This is a genomic window from Flavobacterium sp. K77, assembly GCF_021608205.1.
GTDB classification, from domain to species: domain Bacteria; phylum Bacteroidota; class Bacteroidia; order Flavobacteriales; family Flavobacteriaceae; genus Flavobacterium; species Flavobacterium turcicum.
The window spans coordinates 61715-82149 of record NZ_JAKIHO010000004.1 but is presented as its reverse complement, the minus strand read 5'-3'; the positions used below and the strand labels follow the sequence as shown (position 1 = coordinate 82149).

The 20435-nt window shown below is 35.4% G+C and carries 21 protein-coding genes and 2 tRNA genes; 13 read left to right on the top strand and 10 right to left on the bottom strand.

Annotated features, from left to right (window positions below):
• Positions 1-2: 2 nt before the first annotated feature.
• The 3 genes from L1S34_RS09210 to L1S34_RS09200 all read right to left on the bottom strand — a co-directional run bounded on the left by L1S34_RS09210 (position 3) and on the right by L1S34_RS09200 (position 3220).
• Positions 3-845 carry a DUF6671 family protein gene (locus tag L1S34_RS09210; RefSeq protein WP_236363775.1) on the bottom strand — a complete coding sequence of 281 codons (843 nt, stop codon included), beginning with the start codon at positions 843-845 and terminating at the stop codon, positions 3-5.
• Positions 832-1134 (bottom strand): hypothetical protein, encoded by a 303-nt coding sequence (locus L1S34_RS09205; protein ID WP_166136475.1) that lies wholly within the window; start codon positions 1132-1134, stop codon positions 832-834. Before L1S34_RS09205 ends, L1S34_RS09210 begins: the two co-directional genes overlap by 14 nt.
• A 568-nt stretch (positions 1135-1702) precedes the next feature.
• A complete protein-coding gene (locus tag L1S34_RS09200; protein WP_236363774.1) occupies positions 1703-3220 on the bottom strand; it encodes a DUF2254 family protein in 1518 nt (505 codons plus the stop codon).
• A gap of 360 nt (positions 3221-3580) precedes the next feature.
• On the opposite strand from L1S34_RS09200, the gene L1S34_RS09195 reads away from it, so the two are divergent.
• Positions 3581-3979, top strand: a complete 399-nt coding sequence (locus L1S34_RS09195; RefSeq protein ID WP_236363773.1) for a DUF2721 domain-containing protein — start codon at positions 3581-3583, stop codon at positions 3977-3979.
• Positions 3980-4039: 60 nt separating this feature from the next.
• On the opposite strand, the gene L1S34_RS09190 is transcribed toward L1S34_RS09195, so the two are convergent.
• Entirely contained in the window at positions 4040-6169 is a 2130-nt protein-coding gene (locus tag L1S34_RS09190; protein WP_236363772.1) for a TonB-dependent receptor domain-containing protein, read from the bottom strand.
• A 156-nt stretch (positions 6170-6325) separates the two neighbouring features.
• Here L1S34_RS09190 and L1S34_RS09185 point away from each other — a divergent pair, with 156 nt between their 5' ends.
• The 9 genes from L1S34_RS09185 to L1S34_RS09145 all read left to right on the top strand — a co-directional run bounded on the left by L1S34_RS09185 (position 6326) and on the right by L1S34_RS09145 (position 14687).
• The gene (locus tag L1S34_RS09185) at positions 6326-7711 is read left to right on the top strand and encodes a DUF1800 domain-containing protein (protein ID WP_236363771.1); all 1386 of its coding nucleotides are present in this window, start codon (positions 6326-6328) and stop codon (positions 7709-7711) included.
• Positions 7712-7722: 11 nt separating this feature from the next.
• Positions 7723-8892: a DUF1501 domain-containing protein gene (locus L1S34_RS09180; protein WP_236363770.1), complete on the top strand. Its 1170-nt coding sequence runs from the start codon at positions 7723-7725 to the stop codon at positions 8890-8892.
• Between the two features lie 47 nt (positions 8893-8939).
• Positions 8940-9893 (top strand): DMT family transporter, encoded by a 954-nt coding sequence (locus L1S34_RS09175; protein WP_236363769.1) that lies wholly within the window; start codon positions 8940-8942, stop codon positions 9891-9893.
• Positions 9894-9960: 67 nt separating this feature from the next.
• Complete coding sequence (locus L1S34_RS09170; protein WP_236363768.1) at positions 9961-10314, top strand: DoxX family protein; 354 nt, start codon at positions 9961-9963, stop codon at positions 10312-10314.
• Positions 10315-10319: 5 nt separating this feature from the next.
• Positions 10320-10928 carry an alpha-ketoglutarate-dependent dioxygenase AlkB family protein gene (locus tag L1S34_RS09165; RefSeq protein ID WP_236363767.1) on the top strand — a complete coding sequence of 203 codons (609 nt, stop codon included), beginning with the start codon at positions 10320-10322 and terminating at the stop codon, positions 10926-10928.
• Between the two features lie 197 nt (positions 10929-11125).
• The gene (locus tag L1S34_RS09160) at positions 11126-11404 is read left to right on the top strand and encodes a DUF2805 domain-containing protein (protein WP_166136450.1); all 279 of its coding nucleotides are present in this window, start codon (positions 11126-11128) and stop codon (positions 11402-11404) included.
• A gap of 55 nt (positions 11405-11459) precedes the next feature.
• A complete protein-coding gene (locus L1S34_RS09155; protein WP_236363766.1) occupies positions 11460-11813 on the top strand; it encodes a hypothetical protein in 354 nt (117 codons plus the stop codon).
• A 108-nt stretch (positions 11814-11921) separates the two neighbouring features.
• Positions 11922-13784, top strand: a complete 1863-nt coding sequence (locus tag L1S34_RS09150; RefSeq protein ID WP_236363765.1) for a M61 family metallopeptidase — start codon at positions 11922-11924, stop codon at positions 13782-13784.
• A gap of 198 nt (positions 13785-13982) precedes the next feature.
• On the top strand, positions 13983-14687 hold the full coding sequence (locus L1S34_RS09145; protein ID WP_236363764.1) for a DUF4369 domain-containing protein: 705 nt from the start codon (positions 13983-13985) through the stop codon (positions 14685-14687).
• A gap of 295 nt (positions 14688-14982) precedes the next feature.
• Here L1S34_RS09145 and L1S34_RS09140 read toward each other — a convergent pair.
• The 6 genes from L1S34_RS09140 to idi all read right to left on the bottom strand — a co-directional run bounded on the left by L1S34_RS09140 (position 14983) and on the right by idi (position 17280).
• Positions 14983-15056 (bottom strand) — tRNA-Thr (locus L1S34_RS09140).
• 148 nt (positions 15057-15204) lie between these two features.
• Positions 15205-15278: transfer RNA gene (locus L1S34_RS09135), tRNA-Thr, on the bottom strand.
• 79 nt (positions 15279-15357) lie between these two features.
• Positions 15358-15624: a hypothetical protein gene (locus tag L1S34_RS09130; RefSeq protein ID WP_166136440.1), complete on the bottom strand. Its 267-nt coding sequence runs from the start codon at positions 15622-15624 to the stop codon at positions 15358-15360.
• 221 nt (positions 15625-15845) lie between these two features.
• Positions 15846-16310: a peroxiredoxin gene (locus L1S34_RS09125; RefSeq protein WP_236363763.1), complete on the bottom strand. Its 465-nt coding sequence runs from the start codon at positions 16308-16310 to the stop codon at positions 15846-15848.
• A complete protein-coding gene (locus L1S34_RS09120) occupies positions 16307-16717 on the bottom strand; it encodes a 6-pyruvoyl trahydropterin synthase family protein (RefSeq protein WP_166136434.1) in 411 nt (136 codons plus the stop codon). The genes L1S34_RS09125 and L1S34_RS09120 overlap by 4 nt, the downstream gene beginning before the upstream one ends.
• Positions 16718-16740: 23 nt before the next feature.
• Positions 16741-17280 carry an isopentenyl-diphosphate Delta-isomerase gene (idi, locus tag L1S34_RS09115; protein ID WP_166136431.1) on the bottom strand — a complete coding sequence of 180 codons (540 nt, stop codon included), beginning with the start codon at positions 17278-17280 and terminating at the stop codon, positions 16741-16743.
• Between the two features lie 471 nt (positions 17281-17751).
• Between idi and msrB the strand changes: the two genes are divergently transcribed.
• The 3 genes from msrB (at position 17752) to L1S34_RS09100 (ending at position 20400) form a co-directional block, all read left to right on the top strand.
• Positions 17752-18309, top strand: a complete 558-nt coding sequence (msrB, locus tag L1S34_RS09110) for a peptide-methionine (R)-S-oxide reductase MsrB (protein WP_236363762.1) — start codon at positions 17752-17754, stop codon at positions 18307-18309.
• A gap of 1 nt (position 18310) precedes the next feature.
• Positions 18311-18916, top strand: a complete 606-nt coding sequence (gene msrA / locus L1S34_RS09105; RefSeq protein ID WP_236363761.1) for a peptide-methionine (S)-S-oxide reductase MsrA — start codon at positions 18311-18313, stop codon at positions 18914-18916.
• Between the two features lie 176 nt (positions 18917-19092).
• Complete coding sequence (locus tag L1S34_RS09100; protein WP_236363760.1) at positions 19093-20400, top strand: amidohydrolase; 1308 nt, start codon at positions 19093-19095, stop codon at positions 20398-20400.
• Positions 20401-20435: the final 35 nt, after the last annotated feature.

Sequence of the window (20435 nt, the reverse complement as noted above, 5' to 3'; positions counted from 1 at the left end):
ACTTAAGGGTTACAATAATCACAATACATGGGATCTTCTGTTGTTTTTTGATACGGAAATGAAACTTCAAGTGTGTGTTGGCATTTTTTACAATTATAAACATGGCTTAAAGTAGAACGAGTTGGCGATTTACACCACTCACAAGGCAAACCAGCTTTAGCTTCAGTAACTACAAATCCAGGCGTGCTGCACTCCGGACAAACAGATTGAACGGCTTGAAGCAACTTTTGAGCCGCTACTTCAATAACTCTCATGCGTGTAGGGTTGTAATGCGCTCTCATATCGGTGTCGGCGTAAACAGAACCGTATATTTTTTGCAAATGCTCAAAACAACTTTGTAATTGCGGCATGTTGTCAATTCCTTTTAGAATTGATTCGTTATTTTTGGGACCGCTACGCAAAATAATAGCATGAGAAGGAAAGTGAATTCTATCTGCAAAATCCAATAAATCCTGCCAAGTTTCAGTTACTGTTCCATAGAAATTAGTGTCTAAACTGATTTCTCGTACTACAATCTCGAGTTCGTTTTTTTTATCAATTAAAATCATAAACTCTTCATCCGCTTGCGCAAAAAATAAACTGGGATGCGCTCCAAACGAACCTTCACTTGCTATGGCTAAATCACAATCAAAGGCAGTCATCGCAGCAAGACATTTTTCGCGAACCGTTTGTAAAGCAGTTGATTTCCTATCGATCTCACCAGCAAAAGTGCCAAAAACATCTGTATCAAAAACAGTAGGAACAAAACAGCTTACACTAAGCCCATTTTCAAAAATGGGTGCAATTACCCGCTCTTTCTGATGTTTGGTTGCGATCAGTAACTTTCTGTCTTTAAATAGCTCCATCTGTTTTGGCTTTAGGCCTTACCTCAATTTGAATGATGCCGTTGATGAGCAATTCTAAATCTTTTTCCTCAGCCTCTTTAATCAAAATTCTAATATAATCAGATGCCTCTATTAAAGTTTCTTGTCGTCGTTTTGAATGCTGAAAATCTCTATTAAACCTAAATTCACTGCCGTATTTTTCCAAACTGTGGTAATTTACTTTGGTGTTGATCAGCGAATACAAAACTTTTCCTGCCTCAAGAGGTTCAAATTTCCCCTCGATTAATTTAAATTGAAATTGCTTTTTCATGCTTTCTTTTTTGGTGTCAAAGTGAAATAGAACATAAAAAATTAATATTGCTAAAGCGAATATCAAATGATATTTTCGGTCATTTCGATTGCTCTTTAAACCCAAATAAAAAACAAAAACTAAAGTTAAAAACGCCATTTTTGCTTTTAGTTTATTTCATATTGGGGCTTTTGTGTTTCATAGTGCAAAAGTACAATAGCCTAATCATTAATTTTTATTTATATTTATAATGATAGTCATAAACAATTTTAATATATCACGATAAAATTAAAAATACCAACTAAAGATCAAACACATAAGCTCAAAAAGACAAGATAAAACAATTAAAAAAAATCTTGAAACGATTGTTAGCTAATGATTAAACCAAATGCGACTATCATAAGAAGCTTTTAGAAAGTAATAATTTTAATACTTCAGTAAAAGTAGAGGCTAGCAGTTGATTTTTAAATGCGAGAGAATTGCTTTTTCTTTGTATTCAAACACCATAGGAAAATGAGAGTTATTTTGTAAATTTTTAACTACAAAATTAAATTTAATATGGAACTATCGCATTTTTTACAGCATTACATTAGCTTGCATACTGACGCAAATAGTGCAAAGCTTGTTGTTGCGCTACTGCAATCACCTCATTTTGAGGTACAAACTCATTTTCGTAAAAAGACAGTATTCCTGCACGATCAATGGAAGCAATTTGTCGCTTTGCTTTATTCTTAAAATGAACCAACTCATTTTCAATGGTGATCAATTTTTCTTTAGAGATTTTTAAAGCTCCCGTTTGATAATTCTCCAAATTATATAGTGTACTCAATTCCATTTCCTCTACTTGCTGAATTAAAACCTTCAAATGAAAAGGATTTTCAACCAAAGGAATTATCGTTCGAATGGCTCTCAGAATTCTTTTTACAACCGTTGGATCCTCTTTTCCCCATTGAAAAATTTGATCAAAACAAAAGTCGATAAATTCTTCAAAATCAAACTCATTGACCTGAATTTTAGCAGTACTCAAAGCTTTTGCATCCGTTGAAGGAAAAGATTTCAAAGCCAATTCCTTAGCAATTTCTCCTATTTGATCAATACAATTCAAGCAAGTTGTAGGGTCATTCACTGCTGGAGATATCGCTTTGATGGCAATATCAACTAATTTACGTACCCCAAAATTGATGTCTTGTGTATGACTCCTGAATTGCTCCACTTTAAAGGCGCTTTTAACCACAACGCCAACCCTACGTTGCACCACTTGCGCTTGGGTTGCCGTTAAAGGTTGATTAAAAACCAAAGTCACCAAAGTAGTAGTTTCTTTCATGATGAACTCGCCAATGATGGGTTTTTGATACGCATTTTCAAAACAATCCCCAAGGTCAGAATCCGTTAGTACATCAACAATAGTTTTGAGTTTTACATAATTGACACTATCTAAATAACCAGAATCAAACGGACTTAAAATTTGTATTTTGTATTTATCTGAATTGATTAAAGCCCTTTTGTACAACAAACTACTCCCTTTTTTCCAATTTTCTTGGTAGAGTAAATTAATCTCTGCCATCATATCTACCTTGATGCTGTTTGTAATACTAGACACATTCATATTGATGCTCAAATAGGTAATCATGTTGGGATACGACCACGATAAACCGTAAAAAGCTAACAATGTGCCTAGAGATAAAGTAACTAAAAACGGAGTTTCAGGAATAAAAACGGTTACTAATTGCGGCAAGATACATAACGAAATACTCCCTACAATAAGGCCGATGAATTTCTGCATTTTAAAGTCGGTTATCAAAAAATGCCTCAGAATTCGGGGAGAAAACTGTGACGAAGCCAACTGCATCACCACAAAAATAACCGAAAAAGTAGTCAATGAAATACCTATCAAAATAGAAACTAAAATATTGGTTACAGAGAGCAAACTCTCGTAAGTAGCACGAATATCTAAATGAAGGATTTGCCCAAAATCAACACTTTTTTCGAGTAACATCACGGCCGAACCAATCACGACGACGTATAAAACACCCAAAAAGGTACCAAAATCTTTTAACTGATGAATAAAAATGTTCTTTAAGCGGTATTTGAAACTATGGTACATCATTTCAGTTTTGGTATTAAAATACAGTTAGTTAATCTGGTTTTCTTAAAAAAAGAATTCCTATTGGTACAACTTTGCTTTGTATCAACAGTCTTTGTTCAATGCCAAGTCTTTATTACCATTGACTCTTTGAAAATTATTTACTCGAAAAAAAATCTTTTTGTAACAAGATTGGCAAATCAAAAATAATAAAATTGAAAGATGAAAGTTGCAAATGCAGCATTTTAATTTCAAGTGAACGAGCCGCATTCGCGAAAGCGCAATTTTGTTTTAGTACCTTTGCTTGACACCGAAGAGCAGCTACAATTTACATTGGCTACAGCCTAACCATAATGGTTGAACCTACTTTATAAAACAGCAAACATGAATTTACAAATTGAAACTCCTGCCCTACTTTTTGGCGCTACCTCCTTAATTTTGTTAGCATACACCAACCGATTTTTAACCATAGCAACCATTGTTCGCGGTTTAAAAAAAACATATAAGGAAAAAGAAAGCGCGCTCATTTTGCTAGAAATAAAAAATCTGAACCTGCGCCTAACGCTTATTCGCAATATGCAAATGGCAGGTGTTTTGAGCTTGTTTTTGAGTGTTTTTGCTATGCTTTTACTTTTTTTAGAACAAGCAACGGCAGGCATCTATTTGTTTGGAGGAAGTTTGTTTTTTCTATTACTTTCCCTCGGCTTATCGTTTTGGGAAATATCGATATCTGTTAATGCCTTGCGCTTGCACCTGAGCGATTTGGTACAAAATGAAAAATAAATAAAAATGCTCCTAAACAGAATTTTTAGGAGCATTTTTTAATTTAGCAGATGATGACAATTATTGGTTTAGCAAACCACCTTCTTCTTTTTTATCGGTGTTTAACAAACTTGGACTTTCTTTAGCCAATTTGTTACGTGTTGGAATTTTATAATTCAAACTAAAACCAAAACGTCTCGTATCTTGCTTGTTACTGATAAAAATTGGCGTTTCGAAAGCATTGAACGCATTACGATTTTTATCTAAAACATCATCTACATACACAGACAATGTCAATTGATCTTTTAAAAACTTTTTCGAAAAAGTCAAATCAAGCGAATTGCGGATGGGAGCCACGGCAATAAAATAGAAGTAATTTCCCTTTGGTACGATATAATTGTAATTGGCAACAAACTTTATCTTTTGTGGCAACACTAACTGCGACATGAAGTTTAAAACCCAAAAACCTTTCGTGTCAACTCTAGGAATATCATGCAATTGGTATCCAGCATACACATATAAAAAATTCATGGTATCTGGATTTACGTTCATTTTCATTGTCTCCGCTAATCCTTTCGTAAAAAGCATGTACGGAATTGGCATCCCGATATTGAAGTTGTGAATTTTTACTTCTGGAATATTTTCGTTGGTATTGGCAACAACAGTGCCGTCAACCATTACCCTTTGAATAACTTGATTTTTAGCCGAACTCAAATTATAACTAATAAAAGCGTAATCAAAAGCACTCAGTTTTACTTCGTAGTTATCAAAAATAGTTGGCTGTAAGTTCGGGTTTCCTGAGTATTCTATATTTGGGTTTTGATAGTTAGTATTGTTTGGGTTTAATGCTGATGTACTTGGCAAGGTAATTTTCTTGTTGTAATTCACATTAAAATTGATGGCATTGGTAAAATTGTACTGCCCACTTGCATTAGGAAAAAATCTAAATTGTTTAAAAGTGCTCAAAGCAGCTACATCCGTGTTACCTGTGATATTGTAATCTTCGGCACGACCTCCAACAATGAAATTCAATTTGTCAAATTTTGTTTGCACTTCAAAGTAACTGGCGGCTGTTCTTCGTTTGTACTCTAAATTGGTAATTCCTCTGTTTGAAGTATCAAAAAGCAACTCTTCGTACAAAGCTCCAATGCTCAATTTACCTTCGTCAGAAAAATCAAAAGGCTGCGAAAAATCTACTTTTCCGTTGTAGACTTTCTGATGCGAAGTGTTATCCAGTGTTGGTGTTGTATTGGCAGTTGGACGCAATAGGAAATCGTTGGTATTAGAATTATAATTGAATTTGAACTCTAATTTCTTGGCGGCATTATCAAATTTTTTCTGGTACGTAACCACAGCATCCTGACGCAAACCATCGCTTACCGAAGTATCGTCAGTATTAAATCCAGGACCCGAAGCCAAGGTATTACTGTTGTTGTCGTTTTTTGTAAAGTCATAATTCAAAAGCAATCGATCCTTTCCGATATCGAATGTCAAAGCCGATTTCACAAAATTAGTGCGTCCCAATCGGTCGGCATCGGTTTTTGATAAAACCGTAGTTGTTCCGTTTTCTTTGCGTTCCAAAGCTGTCCAAACTGCAGACTCGCGGTAGTTTTGACCAAAATTAAGCTGCCATCCAAAATATTTATTTTTAGCACTCAATAACAAACTATTGTTCATTCGCAAACGAACATCATTATAATCTGTAATGCTGGTGCTGTTGGTATACGTTGCACTCAAATAGTTTTTCGCATTCCTGTTGGTAATAATGTTAAGGATTGCACCTCCGGAAGTAGCAGGAAACTCGGCTCCTGGCTGGGTAATAATTTCGATTTTTTCGATAGCGTTGGCTGGCATTCCTTCCAAAAAAGCATTCAATTCATTGGTAGAAATATTCAACGGACGCCCGTCCATAAAAACATCCAATTGCTTGCCTTGATACATCATTCCGGCAATATCCGAAGCGATTAAACCGGGTAATTTTTTGATTCCTTCTAAAACGGAACCGGTATTGAGATTGGCCTGTTCCGAAAAGTTAAAAATAGTCCGATCGGCTTTTTGCTCGATGGCCTTTTTGTTTTTAACGATTGTTACTTCTTTTAATTCGTTCGTTTTTTCAGTCTCGACTTCTGTTTTTTGTGCTGGGGCCGTTTGTGCAGAGGCTGTGTAAAAATGAAACATACTTACTACTGCTAAGCCAATGATTTTTTTCATGATTGATGTGATTGATGCCCATTAGTACCAATTGCAGAGAATATGTTACAATGGCACGGTTCATGAAATTGTTTTTTTGATGGAAAATGTTAAGAATTAGCCTCAGCCTTAAACCTTTTACAACTCAAGCCGTCTAATAATAAAGCAATTACCGATATGAAATCATCTGTATTATGGTCCTTACGACTCGGATTTTCGGCCAAACAAGCCGATTTTATTGAAAAAAATGGCGTGAATGATTTTCTCGAAAAATCTTTTGCTACCACAATTGATGACCAATTGCCCGATTATTTGACTACAAGCCCAAAAACATTGGCCGAATTTAAAGAGCTGAGACAAACACTCAAAGATGTAAACTCAGATCAAGCCAAAGCCATCCGAAAGCAAGAAGCGCAAACGGCAATTGAAATGAAAATGGCTTGGATCGAAAAAATGCAGCAAGATGCTTTTCCGCTTCGTGAAAAAATGACCTGCTTTTGGCACAACCATTTTGTATCGACCATTCAAAAAGTAAAAGTCAATTATTGGATTTACCAACACAACCAAATCATAAGAACCCACGCTTTTGGGAATTTCAAAACGCTTACCAAATTAATCGTTCAAAGCAATGCGATGGTGCGTTACCTCGATAATGTTGACAATCGAAAAGGAAAATGGAACGAAAACCTAAGTCGAGAACTTTTAGAACTCTTTACTCTTGGTATTGGGAATTACACCGAAATGGATATCAAAAACGGAGCAAAAGGACTCGCGGGTTTAGGTATTGGCGAGGAGAAAGCACAATACAGAAAGTTTCTTGAAGATAATGAGCCTTTTACTTATTTGGGTAAAAAAGGGAATTTAAAAGCCGATCAACTCATTGACGCTATTTTTGAACAAAAGGCCATACCCTATTTAATCACCCGAAAAATACTGCAGTGGTTTATTTATGATGATCCTGCAGAAGATTTGGTGCTGTACTACGGTGATTATTTCCGAAAAGTAAACTTTGAAATACAACCGCTTTTGGTAAAAATGATAACCGAAGAATATGATAAAAAAACGGCTGGTTCAAAGATTAAAAATCCACTTGAATTCAGTCTGCAACTATTAGATGAGTTACAGATAAAAAATCCAAATACGCGCGGTTTGGTACTTTTTATGAAAGAACAAGGCATGGATTTATTCAATCAACCCAATGTAAAAGGTTGGGACGGCGGCAATTCGTGGTTGAGTTCTCAAATGTACTTACAGCGCAACAATGTAGCCGATTTGCTTTGTAATGGAAAAGGAAATTTCAGGAACCAAAATGCGAACAAAATGATGAACGACAAACCAATACGCCCAATTCCAGTGCAACTTAAGTGGGATAAAAACGCATCACACAAAAAAATAATTGCTCAATTGTCTGACCGTTTGCTATTTCAAGTAGAAGCCAACACACAAGCCGACTTTGAAAAAATAATAAAATACGATTTTAACAGCAATGCCATTGGCGCTGATTATGCCGTATTGCGTTTGTTTAATTATATGGTAAAATCGCCCGAGTTTCAACTCATTTAAATCCCACAGTTATGAACAGAAGACACTTTTTAACACTAACAGGAACGCTGACTGGTGGCGCATTGCTACTTCCTGACTTTTTATATTCTTACGGTTCACAAAATAATTTGGTTGTTGGTGAACAATGTGTTGTTTTTGTACAACTCAATGGCGGTAATGATGGCTTGAATACTTTTATTCCGATTTCAGATCCTTTGTACTACCAACTGCGCCCAAAAATCGCAATCAACAAAAGTGATGTTGCTTCAGCTACAAATGGCATGGCCTTTCATCCTGCTTTAAGTGGCTTTGCGCAAATGCAACAAAACGGCGATTTGAGTGTTTTGCAAAATGTAGGTTACCCAAATCCAGTTCGCTCCCATTTTCGCAGTCAAGAAATTTGGCAAACAGCCCCAAAAGAGCAAGAATATTTGAATGATGGCTGGCTAGGTCGCTATTTAGATTTGCAATGCAAAGAGCACCAACCAACTGCTGGAGTAAATATTGACACCATTGATAATTTGGCATTGAAAGGAGATGCTCCCAATTCTATTACAATAAAAGATCCGAGCCGATTTGTGGTGAAAAGAAATTCCGAAGCGCCAATTCAGCTTTCAACTAATCCGCAATTGGATTTTGTTCGAAAAATTGCTAGTTCAGTAGTTGAAGGAGCAGATGACATTCAAAACGCCATTAGCAAAGCTGCAGCCTCAGAGATTACTTATCCAAAAACAGGATTAGCCAAAAATTTAGAGTGGATTGCCAAACTTATCAAGGGAAACTTGAACTCAAAAGTGTATTACACATCGCTAAACGGTTTTGATACCCATGACAATCAACTAGCCATTCATAAAAACAAATTAACTGAATTGAATGATGCTGTTTTTAGTTTTTACCAAGATTTAAAAAAATCACAACAACTGCAGCAAGTAACAATCGTCGTTTTTTCTGAATTTGGGCGCCGTGTAAAAGACAATGGTAGTGGTACCGATCATGGCACTGCAGCTCCTATGTTTATCATTGGCGGAAGCAACAAAGGAATGGTTATTGGAGCCAACCCAAATTTAGCTGATTTAGATCAAGGCGATTTAAAACATCAATTGGATTTTAGAAGTGTGTACGCGTCCTTGCTGCAAAACAAACTACAATTTGACCCTAAAAAAATCGGACTTATGAATGATCCCGTGAAAGGGCTTTTTTAATCACTTTAAAAAACTATCTTTGCCCGCTTTTAAAATTTGAAACAAAGATGATAAATAATAGTGTACTTAAAGGAGTTTTTTTAGTTGGATTGGGCGCTACAAGCTACGGAATGCTGGCAACTTTTGTAAGAATGGCTTATGATGAAAATTATACAACTGCAGAAGTAACTGTTTCACAATTTGTTTTTGGAATTATTGGAATTTTATTTATAAATGCATTTCAAAGAAACCGCAACAACAATACAGCGGTTAAAGCTTCTAAAAAAAACAAAACACAATTGATGCTTGCTGGAACTTCAACTGGACTAACGAGCGTTTTTTATTATTTAGCGGTAAAATTTGACATTCCTGTTTCAATTGCTATTGTTCTTTTAATGCAAACAGTTTGGATTGGCGTTCTATTAGAATGGTTTTTAGAGAAAAAAGCTCCTTCTAAAGTCAAAACTATATCTGTAATTATTGTTTTAATTGGTACTGTTTTAGCAACTAACTTACTAAATGCAGATGTGAAATTAAATCCATTAGGAATCTTTTTTGGATTATTAGCAGCAACTTCATTTACCACAACCATGTTTACTGCAAACAGAATTGCAACCGAAATTTCATCGGCACAAAGAAGTCTTTACATGCTTTTTGGTGGCGGAATAATGGTTTTAATTTTCGCACTAATGACGCAAATAATTCCAAATCAATTTCCAGCAATAGCTGATGCATTAGGAGTTTTTTCTACGGCAAAAGATTTTAATTTTACTATTTTCCTTAAATGGGGAATTATACTTTCTCTATTTGGAACAATTATCCCGCCAATGCTTTTAAACGCAGGGTTTCCTTTAACAGGAATTGGTTTGGGGAGTATTGTTTCGGCTCTGGAACTTCCCGTATCAGTATTAATGGCGTATTTTCTTTTGAACGAAAAAGTAATTTTGCTTCAATGGATTGGAATTGTTTTAATCATCTTGGCAATTGTGATTATGAATGTGAATTTTAAGAAAAAAGCTTAATTTCTATTTAAAACATTTATGATAATTTCATTTAATTTTTTATAAATTCGTGACAAATCTATTTATCATGAATTTACCTTGGCACTTGTACGGGATGGCTTTTATTTATTTCATTGCGGGAATCAATCATTTTCGCAATCCTAGATTGTATTTAAAAATCATTCCGCCTTACATTCCAAACCACAAGCTTATGAATTACGCAAGTGGTGCTGCCGAAATTATTTTAGGAATTGCATTGTGTGTACCTGTACTCTCCGCCTATGCTGCTTGGGGCGTCATTGCTTTGTTGATTGCTATTTTCCCAACGCATTTGTACATGTATTTTGATCCAAAAGCACATATGGGTTTACCTAAATGGTTGCTACTTTTACGCATGCCCTTGCAGTTCGCTTTAATGTTTTGGGCTTACCAATACACCTAAGAGCCATGAACTCTTTATTTGACAATACGTCAGAATCGTTTTTACTTCAGCTTCCTGATGCAGACATTCAATACTTCCCTCATTTTTTTTCAAAAGAAGAAGCCGATCGTATTTTTACTGATTTGCTTCAAAATATCCCGTGGCAACAAGACGACATTCGTGTTTTTGGCAAAGTGTATCCGCAGCCACGCCTTACCGCTTTGTTTGGCAACGAGGGTAAATCCTATTCGTATTCTAATATCACAATGCAGCCGCACCCTTGGTCGCCACTTTTACTTCAGCTGAAGGAGAAAGTCGAAGCTGTGGCGCAAACGCATTTTAGCACTGTGCTACTCAATCAATACCGCGACGGAAGGGACAGCAACGGCTGGCATGCCGATAACGAAAAAGAATTAGGTGTTAATCCGGTAATTGCATCACTTAGTTTTGGCGCCGAAAGACAATTTCAACTCAAGCACAACGAGATTACCGATTTAAAGAAAAGTATAACCCTGGAGCACGGAAGTTTTTTACTAATGCAAGGGACCACGCAACATTGCTGGAAACATCAAATTCCGAAAACCGCAAAACCAGTTGGCAACCGAATCAATTTAACATTTAGAATCGTAATATAACCGCCTCAAAAACCAATTTGAAATGCGTATTTTTTAAAATAAAAGATCTCAAAAGCCTCCTTTCAAGAAAAAAAAAGTTAGAACGTAAAAAAAACAAGGATTTGATAAAAACTAATTATTTTTTTTCTTAATATTGATATCAAATAGAAATGTAATTTATTAATCATTAACAACTTATTTGAATTAATTTTCACGTGATGAAAAAGAGTAACCGAAAAGAATTAAACTGGGAGCAAACAGAAAAACTTGTTACTATGGCTTTAGAAGAAAAAAATCCTTTTGAAATCATAAAAAAAGAATTTGGTCTGGCAGAAAAAGAGATTCTCGAAATCATGAAAAAGAAAATGCCAGTTGAAAAATTCGAGATGTGGAAAAAGAAAGCAATTGCAAATAAACCAAAACCAAAACCCGTCAAAATTGATGATTTTGATGAAGACTTAGACGGTAAATATTACATAAAAAATAAATTAGACTAATACAGAAAACTCCTGAAATTATCAGGAGTTTTTTTGTTTTAAACCACCAAAAAACATGGTTCACGTTACTAAAAAAGATGATTATTTACTATTTGAAATTCAAGGATGGCATAAATTATGGGCTTTTGAAAATCAAATAACGGTTAGACAAGATCAAATTACCAAAGCTTATCAAGATGAAACTGCAATTAAATTCTGGAAAGGTTTTAGATGTCCTGGTACCGAAATTCCCGGAATTATTGCAGCAGGAACCTATTATCAAAACGGCAAAAACTTTTGGGATGTGTGCGACAAATCGAATAGTATTATTGTAGAATTACAAAATCATACTTTCAAAAAATTATTCATTGAAGTACCCAATACTGAAGAAACACTGGCTTTACTCCATGAGTTCCAATATCAAACATAGTATTCCAATTGTAAAACGATAAAAGCCAAATTCTTTTACTTTTTTAAAAACTACAATTGTAACAAATGGTGCTTTACACCGACCAATAAGCAAAATTAAATATACACAATGAAAAGAATACTTTATTCCTTAGCGCTTGCAAGCGTACTATGGAGTTGTAAAACAACAAATACCGTAACATCGGCAAAAGCCAAAGAACAAATTAATGTAAACATTAACTTAACGGATGTAAAAGACGACAAGGTCTTGGTTACCGTTGCTGCTCCAAAAATAAATGCTGATGAAACAACATATAGTATCCCAAAGATAATTCCAGGAACCTACTCTGTTGATGATTACGGCAAATACCTCGAAGACTTTAAAGCATTTGATAGTAAAGGAAATTTACTTACTACCAGTAAAGCCGATGAAAATACTTGGGTGATCAAAAACGCAAAAACATTAGCGAAAATTACATATTTGGTAAATGATACTTTTGACACCGAAAAAGGTAATGGTTTTGGCAATAACGATGTGTTTTCACCAGCAGGAACTAATATTGATGCAGGAACTAATTTCATGTTGAACATGCATGGCTTTGTAGGTTTTTTTAAAGACAAAAACGACTTACCATATACCGTAAACATTGCCCATCCTGCAAACTTGTGGGGAGCTACCTCAATGACTGATCAAGATGCAAGTCAAACCAATGACGTATTTAGCATGCCTCGTTATGCTGAATTGATCGAAAATCCGGTGATGTATGCCAAACCTGACTATACGACCTTTACTGTTGATGGAATGGAAATTTTGATTGGAGTATTTTCGCCTGGCGGCAAAATAACTGCAGAGAGCATCACTCCTGAAATGAAAACAATGATGATTGCTCAAAAAACATTTATGGGTAAAATAAATGCAACAAAAAAGTACACCGTATTATTGTATTTATCAAGCATGAAACCTAATGATGCTAAGGGTTTTGGCGCTTTAGAACACCCTACAGCTACAACGGTTGTAATGCCTGAAGTATTACCAAAAGACGAATTAGTAAAAAACATGAAAGATGTAGTTTCGCATGAATTTTTTCATATTGTAACTCCACTTACCATCCACTCGAAAGAGATCCATTACTTTGATTACAATACACCAAAAATGTCAAAACACTTATGGATGTACGAAGGGGTAACTGAGTATTTTGCTAACTTATTCCAAATTAATCAAGGGCTAATCACCGAAGAAGATTTTTACACGCGAATGGCTCAAAAGATCGAACACGCCTCAAAAATGAATGACACTATGCCATTTACAACCATGAGCGCTAATGTTCTGACAGAACCTTACAAAGCACAATACTTGAACGTTTACGAAAAAGGAGCTCTGATAGGAATGTGTTTGGATATAATTATCCGTGAAAAAAGTAATGGCGAAAGAGGTATCTTAGACTTAATGCAAAAATTATCTGTTGAATACGGCGCTTCAAAACCATTTAATGACGAAGAGTTGTTTGCCAAAATCACTTCATTTACTTATCCAGAAGTTGGCGATTTCTTGAACACTTATGTTGCAGGACCTACTCCAATACCTTATGCTGATTTCTTAGCAAAAGTGGGTGTTTCTAAAACAACAACAAAATCACCAGGAAATGTGTTTTTAAAAGGACAAACACCTTACATCACAGTGAACCAAGCTACAAAAGAAATTTTGGTTTTACCTAATAATGAATTGAACGTCTTTTTCACTTCATTAGGTTTAAAAGGTGATGATGTACTACTTTCTTTTAATAACAAAGCTTACAGCTTGGAAAACATTTACGACTTGATTACCGATAGTCAAAAATGGAAAGAAGACGAAACAATTGCGATAAAAATAAAACGTAATGGCAAAGAACAAGTGATTACAGGTAAAGTAAAACTACCTTACGAAGAAGTAGAAAGCCTTAACGCTTCAGATTCGACTAAAAAAACACTGAAAGATGCTTGGTTGAAAGGCTAAAAAAAGAGTAAGCAGTATAAAAATCCTAATTTAGAAATGAATTAGGATTTTTTTTGTCAAAATATGAAACTAGCATCCGTTCATTCCAACAATTTTCTTTATTTTGCGCGAAAATAACAAATTCAAACTTGGGGTCGTTTCTGGGCAAAAATTCCAGTAATAACGCAAAAATGAATTATCAAAAACAATCAAACTCAAATGAAAAAATCAATTTTGGCAGTGCTTGGCGTGCTTGTTTTAGCAGCTTGTTCTAAAACCGAATCAAAAGGCAATGTGCATATCACCGGAAACATTAAAGGATTAAAAAACGGAACTTTATACCTACAACGCTTTGTTGACACCTCGTTAGTAATTCTTGATTCGATTAAAATTGATGGCAAATCTACTTTTGAAAGTCACTTCACACTTGAATCACCTGAAATGTTGTATCTGTCATTAGACCGTGGAGTAACCAATTCATTAGATAACAATCTTTCGTTTTTTGCAGAACCAGGAAATCTAACCATCGAAACCTCATTAGATAATTACTTAGCCGATGCTGTTGTAACAGGATCAAAAAACAATGATGTATTTGAAGAGTATAAAAAAATAAAAAGCCGTTTCACAGATGAGAATTTAAACTTGGTTGAAAAAAAATTCAAAGCGATCAAAAGACAAAACAATGCTGTAGTTGATAGTTTATCAGCCAAACAAGACTCTAACCTTAAACGCAGATATTTGTTCGCAACTAATTTTGCTTTGAACAACAGAGATCTTGAAGTAGCACCATACATTGCCTTATCTGAGATTTACGACATCAACATAAAATATTTAGATACCATTCAAAAGGCGATGTCTCCAAAAGTAGCACAGTCGTTATATGGTAAAAAATTAACCAAATTTGTAACTGGCGCAAAACAGTAAACAATTGCAAAAATTTGCCCCATCATAAAAACCATTTCCTTTCAAGGAGATGGTTTTTTTTTTGCTTGGTGCGCAACTAAAATTAAAGAACACAACTATAGTTTAAAAAATATTTTAATCGCTTAACAGTCGTTAAAAACAACAATGCAGTATTAATAAATAATAAAAAGGAATTACACATAGTGAATTATAAAGCTACTCAAATAGAAAACTAGTACAATTAACAGCGCACATAGCTCCTTGGATATAGTTCAAAAAAAAAACCACCTAACAAAAGTTAGATGGTTTATCGAAGAGCCGGCGGAGGGACTCGAACCCACGACCTGCTGATTACAAATCAGCTGCTCTAGCCAACTGAGCTACGCTGGCGACTCATTACGGGTGCAAATATACAGCGGTTTTTGAATAATACAAATGTTTTTTAAAAGAAATTTTCATTAAAATTCAAAGCCATTGCAACTGAACAACTTAAGTATAAAACAAAAAAAAACCACCTAAAAAGGTGGTTTTTACAATGAGCCGGCGGAGGGACTCGAACCCACGACCTGCTGATTACAAATCAGCTGCTCTAGCCAACTGAGCTACGCTGGCGTCTCATTTCCGGTGCAAATATAAGGATGAATTTGACTTCTCCAAAATAATTTTACACTTTTTTTATCGGTTTTTTCGACTACAATTCGTTGATTTTAGCAATCAATTGATTTGCAGTTTGTTCCAATTCAACATTGATTTGCTTGAAGTGTGCTTTTTTATTTTCAACGTTTTTAGCGTTTACTTTTGTGATCAAAACATCAAAAGCAGCAATAGCCTCGTCAATTAAGTTGTTAGTTTCAGTAGTTGGTTTTCCTGTAGTTGAAATCTCGAACAAGTAAACTGCCTCAATAATATCTCCTAAAACGTAGTTGATGTCTTTCTTTAAATTTTTAACGTTTGCCATTTCTATTTATTTAAAATTTGAATTTTAATTTGCGTTTGCAAAAGTACACATAATCTTTCTATTAGCTGCTATGATTTGTAAATTTCTAAAATAGAAGCTTTTCCGTTAAGTATGAAGTACTTTAGGACCTAAAATCATCACTTGCTCAAAAATAATCTTCGCAACCGCTACTCTATTTTTTACAATCGGCGCACAACGGTTCGTGTAAATAAAAACGTAATCTATTTAGATGTCAACTTTTGAATGGCTTGTAAAGCTTTTGGAATGTGTTTAGTCGCCATCATACTGTCAAAAATCATTTGAATCACACCATTTTTATCAGTCACATAGGTTACTCTTCCTGGCATTAATCCGAACAAACCCGTTGGTACTCCAAAAAGTTTACGAATGGCTTTGTTACTATCTGATAACAAAATAAAAGGCAACTTAAATTGCTTGGCAAATTTTTGGTGCGAGCTAGTACTATCTCCGCTTATTCCAATTACTTCAGCACCCAATTCCTTAAAATCCTCGTATTGATCTCTGAAACTACAAGCCTGTGCGGTACAACCCGGCGTGTTGTCTTTTGGATAAAAATAAATTACAAGAGGCTTTTGACCTAAAACAGTTTTACTGTCAAACAAATTCCCTTCGGTATCTATTGCTGAGAAATGCGGAATCACATCACCTACTTTTAGCTCTTTCATTCTCCTCGGTAGGTTACAAAGTTACGCGGCGTTTCGTATAAAACTACTTCTAAATCGAACTCAGGCTTTATTCTCTTTCTGATTTTATCCCAAATTACGACTACAATATTTTCGGCAGTAGGATTCAAATCTTTAAACTCTGGCACATCCAAATTCAAGTTTTTGTGATCAAATTGATTTTCAACCTCTTCTTTTATAATATCGCTCAAAAACTTCACATCCATTACATAACCTGTCTCAGGATCAATAGCCCCCGTTACGCTAACCGTCATGTCGTAATTATGACCGTGAAAATTAGGATTATTGCATTTGCCAAAAATGGCATCGTTTTGTTCAAAGGTCCAATCCTTTCGGTACAGACGGTGCGCCGCATTAAAGTGGGCTTTTCTCGAAATAGTAACTCTCATATTGATAGTATTAAGGTAAGCGTTTAGGGCGCTAATGGACTTTTATGTTCTTCTAAATAATGGTAAAACTCATCAAAGATAATTTTAAACCACACCGTGTATAGTTCAGGATGCTGAAGCATATCGGTTTTTACATCTTCAATTTTCATCCATTTCCACGCTTCCACTTCTTCAGGATTAATATTCGGTTCGTCATTAGAGTAACCAATCATCACATGATCAAGCTCATGCTCTGTTAATCCATTATCAAAAGGGGCTTTGTAAATAAAATGAAAAAGTTCTTTTAACGGCGTCTTGAAACCCATTTCCTCAAAAAGTCGGCGACTTCCTGCCTCAATATTAGTTTCGCCCTCTCGTTGGTGGCTGCAGCACGTATTGGTCCATAACAAAGGAGAATGGTATTTATGATGTGCCCGTTGCTGCAACATAATTTCGTTGTTGGTGTTTAAAACAAAAACGGAAAAAGCACGATGCAAAACTGCTTTTTGATGTGCTTCTAATTTAGGCATTAAACCTATTTGCTCATCGTTTTCATTTACTAAAATTACATTTTCTTCTACCATTTTACTTTATTATGCTTCCAAAAGTACAAAAAAATAATTTGCCCCTTAGTCTTTAACATTCCGTTTTGAATCGTTTATGATGATTCAAAATTATACTTTATAATTCAAGCAAAAATCAACTATTTCCATTGCAAAATAGTATTGCTTTTACAAAAATTATCAGCTGTAAATCTGAGAGAAAATCTTTTAAAAAACTAAAATTGTGCTTTTAAAACCATCTTGCACATTGAAAAAAGGATTTTACATCACACAAAACTGACTCACAAGATGAAAATCTTTTTTGATATTAAAAAAGGGCTGGAAATTCAAGTTCAATTACACGAATCTTTAAAGCTGTATCAATCCAAAGACAATTTTTAACCGTAAATGTTATTATAAAATTCGCTTAAACAAGTATTAATTTGTCCTTTAGGCGACGCTTTAATTGTAAAAAGCAATTTACATTTGTATTGAAATTAAAAAAATAAAATCATGAAAACAGCTCAACGAATTCTTTGTCAATTGTTTATTGTACCGCTATTCATGCTAACTGCGTGTGCACAAACTTCAAAAAAACAAGCCGCGCCTGTCGTTGTAAGTGCTGCAAACACCATCTCGAAACCAGGAAATCCATATTATTCTAATACTGACCAAACCAAGTTAAAGGTTAGCGATGCAGAATGGAAAAAAGTTTTACCCGAAGATGTATACGAAGTTTCACGTAATGCCGATACCGAAAGACCCTTTACAGGAAAGTATTGGAATACCGATGAAAAAGGAACCTATTATTGTGCTGCTTGTGGAAATAAACTTTTTCGATCAGGCGCCAAGTTTGCAAGTAATTGCGGATGGCCAAGCTTTTTTGAACAAGACAATAAAAACAGTGTGGTTTATAAAAATGATAATTCTTTAGGAATGGAGCGCATCGAAGCGCTTTGCGGAAGATGCGACGGACATCTTGGCCACTTATTTGATGACGGTCCGGAGCCTACTGGAAAAAGATACTGTATGAACTCCATTGCTTTAGATTTTATACCTGATACCAAATAATATGAAAAAGATACTTTTTACCCTCCTACTTTTAACAACGGGATTATTTGCTCAAAACAAGTCGAAACCAAATTTAGAAACCATCACATTAGCTGGCGGTTGTTACTGGTGTGTTGAGGCAGTTTACGAAAATTTGGTTGGTGTTCAAAGCGCCGTATCTGGATATGCAGGCGGAAAAACGAGCAACCCTACTTATGAGGACGTTTCCACTGGTCAGTCAGGCTATGCAGAGGTAGTGCAACTTACTTACGATAAGAATGTTACTAATTTAGATGAGATTTTTAAAGTGTTTTTTACCGTTCACGATCCAACAACACTCAACAGACAAGGCGCTGATGTTGGAACACAATACCGCTCCGCTATCTTTTACAAGAACGAGAATGAGAAAAAAATTGCACAAGCTTTAATCAAAGATTTAAGCAAAGCCAAGGTATACGATAGTCCAATTGTGACAACCCTAGAGCCTTTGACTGCATTTTACAAAGCCGAGTCGTACCATCAAAATTATTACAAAAACAATAGTTCACAGCCTTATTGTAAGATGGTCATTCAACCGAAATTAGAAAAATTTGAAAAATTATTCAAAAACAGATTGAAAAAAAAGTAATACTACTACAACGCCTTGTCACTAAGACCGAGGCGTTTTTTTTATGCAATGGTTGAAGTTCGAGTACTAGCTTCTTAGCTATTAGAAATTCGTTATATTTGTCTGATAACCTTTCCTTTGAAAACATAAAATTAAAATCACAGGAAATTTTAACTTGCAACAAATAACCAAAAACCATGAAAAAATATTTTCCTTTATTAGGATTACTCGCCGTGAGTAGCATAAGCTCTGGGCAAACTGGATCATTAAAAGCAAAAATTGACCAAAAAGCAACCGCATTAGAATCTCAAGTTATTTCTTGGAGAAGGGATTTTCATCAAAACCCTGAATTAGGCAACCGAGAATTTAAAACAGCCGAAAAAATAGCAACTCATTTACGAAGTTTAGGACTAGAAGTGCAAACGGGCGTAGCAAAAACAGGCGTTGTAGGTATTTTAAAAGGCGGTAAACCCGGGCCTGTAGTTGCGTTAAGAGCGGATATTGATGCACTGCCCGTAAAAGAAAGAGTTGCAATTCCTTTTGCATCCAAAGCAGAGGGTGAATATAATGGGAAAGCAGTTTCCGTGATGCACGCCTGCGGACACGATACGCACATTGCTATATTGATGGGAACTGCTGAAATCCTTGCATCAATAAAGAAAGATTTAAAAGGAACCGTGAAATTCATTTTTCAACCCGCCGAAGAAGGTCCACCAGAAGGTGAAGAAGGTGGTGCCAAATTAATGGTACAAGAAGGCGTTTTACAAAATCCGAAGGTTGATGTTATTTTTGGACTTCATATTAACGCGCAAACTGAAGTTGGACAAATTAAATACCGTTCGAAAGGTACAATGGCTGCTTCGGACTGGTTTACCATCAAGTTAAAGGGCAAACAAACGCACGGAGCCTATCCTTGGTTGGGCGTAGATCCTATTGCTACCGCAGCACAGATGATTATGGGCATTCAAACTATTGTGAGCCGAAACGTTAACCTTTCAGAATCGGCTGCAGTTATCAGCGTAGGCCAAATCAATGCAGGTGTTCGCTCTAATGTGATTCCCGAAGAATTAATTATGACGGGAACCATCAGATCACTTGACAAAGAGGTGCAAAAACTGCTACACAATCGATTAAACCAAGTAGTAAAGGGAATCGCAGAAAGCGCAGGTGTAACAGCAGATGTAAAAATCACCAATCAAACACTAATTACATACAACGATCCTGAACTAACTGAAAAAATGGTTCCCACACTCGAAGCCACAGCTGGAAAAAATAAAGTTTCAATAACTCCCGCTGTAACAGGCGCCGAAGATTTCTCGTATTTTCAAGAAAAAGTTCCGGGTTTGTATTTCTTTCTTGGTGGTGCGCCAAAAGGAAAACCCATTGCTGAGACAGCGCCGCATCACACCCCAGATTTTTATATCGACGAGAGTGGATTTGTGTTGGGTATGAAAGCCTTATCAAATTTAACCATTGATTATATGGAAATGAACTCCAAAAAATAAAAAGTAATGCCGTTGCTCCTGCTTCAAAAAGCAAA

Excerpts from the sequence above, each read along its gene's own strand:
- L1S34_RS09210 (WP_236363775.1), bottom strand. The coding sequence starts at position 845 with ATGGAGCTATTTAAAGACAGAAAGTTACTGATCGCAACCAAACATCAG.
- L1S34_RS09205 (WP_166136475.1), bottom strand. The coding sequence starts at position 1,134 with ATGAAAAAGCAATTTCAATTTAAATTAATCGAGGGGAAATTTGAACCT.
- L1S34_RS09200 (WP_236363774.1), bottom strand. The coding sequence starts at position 3,220 with ATGATGTACCATAGTTTCAAATACCGCTTAAAGAACATTTTTATTCAT.
- L1S34_RS09195 (WP_236363773.1), top strand. The coding sequence starts at position 3,581 with ATGAATTTACAAATTGAAACTCCTGCCCTACTTTTTGGCGCTACCTCC.
- L1S34_RS09190 (WP_236363772.1), bottom strand. The coding sequence starts at position 6,169 with ATGAAAAAAATCATTGGCTTAGCAGTAGTAAGTATGTTTCATTTTTAC.
- L1S34_RS09185 (WP_236363771.1), top strand. The coding sequence starts at position 6,326 with ATGAAATCATCTGTATTATGGTCCTTACGACTCGGATTTTCGGCCAAA.
- L1S34_RS09180 (WP_236363770.1), top strand. The coding sequence starts at position 7,723 with ATGAACAGAAGACACTTTTTAACACTAACAGGAACGCTGACTGGTGGC.
- L1S34_RS09175 (WP_236363769.1), top strand. The coding sequence starts at position 8,940 with ATGATAAATAATAGTGTACTTAAAGGAGTTTTTTTAGTTGGATTGGGC.
- L1S34_RS09170 (WP_236363768.1), top strand. The coding sequence starts at position 9,961 with ATGAATTTACCTTGGCACTTGTACGGGATGGCTTTTATTTATTTCATT.
- L1S34_RS09165 (WP_236363767.1), top strand. The coding sequence starts at position 10,320 with ATGAACTCTTTATTTGACAATACGTCAGAATCGTTTTTACTTCAGCTT.
- L1S34_RS09160 (WP_166136450.1), top strand. The coding sequence starts at position 11,126 with ATGAAAAAGAGTAACCGAAAAGAATTAAACTGGGAGCAAACAGAAAAA.
- L1S34_RS09155 (WP_236363766.1), top strand. The coding sequence starts at position 11,460 with ATGGTTCACGTTACTAAAAAAGATGATTATTTACTATTTGAAATTCAA.
- L1S34_RS09150 (WP_236363765.1), top strand. The coding sequence starts at position 11,922 with ATGAAAAGAATACTTTATTCCTTAGCGCTTGCAAGCGTACTATGGAGT.
- L1S34_RS09145 (WP_236363764.1), top strand. The coding sequence starts at position 13,983 with ATGAAAAAATCAATTTTGGCAGTGCTTGGCGTGCTTGTTTTAGCAGCT.
- L1S34_RS09130 (WP_166136440.1), bottom strand. The coding sequence starts at position 15,624 with ATGGCAAACGTTAAAAATTTAAAGAAAGACATCAACTACGTTTTAGGA.
- L1S34_RS09125 (WP_236363763.1), bottom strand. The coding sequence starts at position 16,310 with ATGAAAGAGCTAAAAGTAGGTGATGTGATTCCGCATTTCTCAGCAATA.
- L1S34_RS09120 (WP_166136434.1), bottom strand. The coding sequence starts at position 16,717 with ATGAGAGTTACTATTTCGAGAAAAGCCCACTTTAATGCGGCGCACCGT.
- idi (WP_166136431.1), bottom strand. The coding sequence starts at position 17,280 with ATGGTAGAAGAAAATGTAATTTTAGTAAATGAAAACGATGAGCAAATA.
- msrB (WP_236363762.1), top strand. The coding sequence starts at position 17,752 with ATGAAAACAGCTCAACGAATTCTTTGTCAATTGTTTATTGTACCGCTA.
- msrA (WP_236363761.1), top strand. The coding sequence starts at position 18,311 with ATGAAAAAGATACTTTTTACCCTCCTACTTTTAACAACGGGATTATTT.
- L1S34_RS09100 (WP_236363760.1), top strand. The coding sequence starts at position 19,093 with ATGAAAAAATATTTTCCTTTATTAGGATTACTCGCCGTGAGTAGCATA.